This is a genomic window from Rhodovulum sp. DZ06 (assembly GCF_050586345.1).
Taxonomy (GTDB): Bacteria; Pseudomonadota; Alphaproteobacteria; order Rhodobacterales; family Rhodobacteraceae; genus JBOCEF01.
Window position 1 is genome coordinate 1 of sequence record NZ_JBOCEF010000107.1, and the last position, 934, is coordinate 934.

General features: G+C 67.8%; 1 protein-coding gene. It reads right to left on the minus strand.

Translation table 11 applies throughout. The features are described from left to right. Positions 1–10 precede the first annotated feature (10 nt). On the minus strand, positions 11–856 hold the full coding sequence (locus ACQ5SO_RS21340) for an IS5 family transposase (RefSeq protein ID WP_430943671.1): 846 nt from the start codon (positions 854–856) through the stop codon (positions 11–13). Positions 857–934 lie beyond the last annotated feature (78 nt).

The following is a 934-nucleotide window of genomic DNA, read 5'->3' on the forward strand; positions in this document are numbered from 1 at the left end:
AGAGCCCGACTCATAATTCGATGGGCGGGGCGTGGAAGCGAGCCAAGCGTCTGACAAGAATGCGGATATGGGCAACGAGAAGCCACGCTTCGGAGCTGGCCGTTGATGCCTCCCAGTCCTTGGCGAGGCGGCGCGAGCGGCGCAGCCAGGCGAAGGTGCGCTCTATCACCCATCGGCGCGGCAGCACCTCGAAACCGGATGCCGTGTCGGACCGCTTGATGATCTCGATGCTCCAGTCGCCGTGGCCCTGCATGGCCTCGCGCAGCTTTGGACCGGCATAGCCGCCGTCGGCGAAGACGTGCCGCAGCCATGGCCAGGCATGGCGGATCGAGCGCAGGACCAGCGGGGCGCCGTCGCGGTCCTGCACGTCGGCGGGATGGACCACGGCGCCGACCATCAGGCCCAGAGCGTCGGTGGCGATGCGGCGCTTGCGGCCGTTCACGCGCTTACCCGCGTCGAAGCCGCGTGGGCCGCCGCTTTCGGTCGTTTTGACGCTCTGGCTGTCGATCACGCCTGCACTCGGGCTGGGCTCGCGCCCCTCCAGTTCGCGCGCCGCCATGACAAGCACGTGGTTGATCGCCCGCAGCAGACCGCCGTCACGCCAGTCGTAGAAGTACCGCTGCGCGGTGGTGAAGGGCGGAAAGTCGCGCGGAAGCTGGTTCCTCTGGCAGCCCGTGGACGCGATGTACTGGATCGCGTTCACCACCGCCCGCAGGTCCGTCGTGCGGGGGCGGCCCAGGCGGCGGGGCGCTGGCAGCAGCGGCGCGACCAACCGCCATTCCCGTTCAGTCAGATCGCTTGAATACCCCCGCCTTCGCCGGGCATGATCCCGGCGAGCGGTCTCAGTCCAGGCCATCGTGGGCTCCATCTCGTCTCGCAAACGGACGGAATCACAACCTGCTGAGATCGCTCAACTCTTTTCGGGTTCGGCTCT

Bases quoted from the DNA above. Each gene is read 5' to 3' on its own strand.
- ACQ5SO_RS21340 (WP_430943671.1), bottom strand. From the start codon at position 856: ATGGCCTGGACTGAGACCGCTCGCCGGGATCATGCCCGGCGAAGGCGG.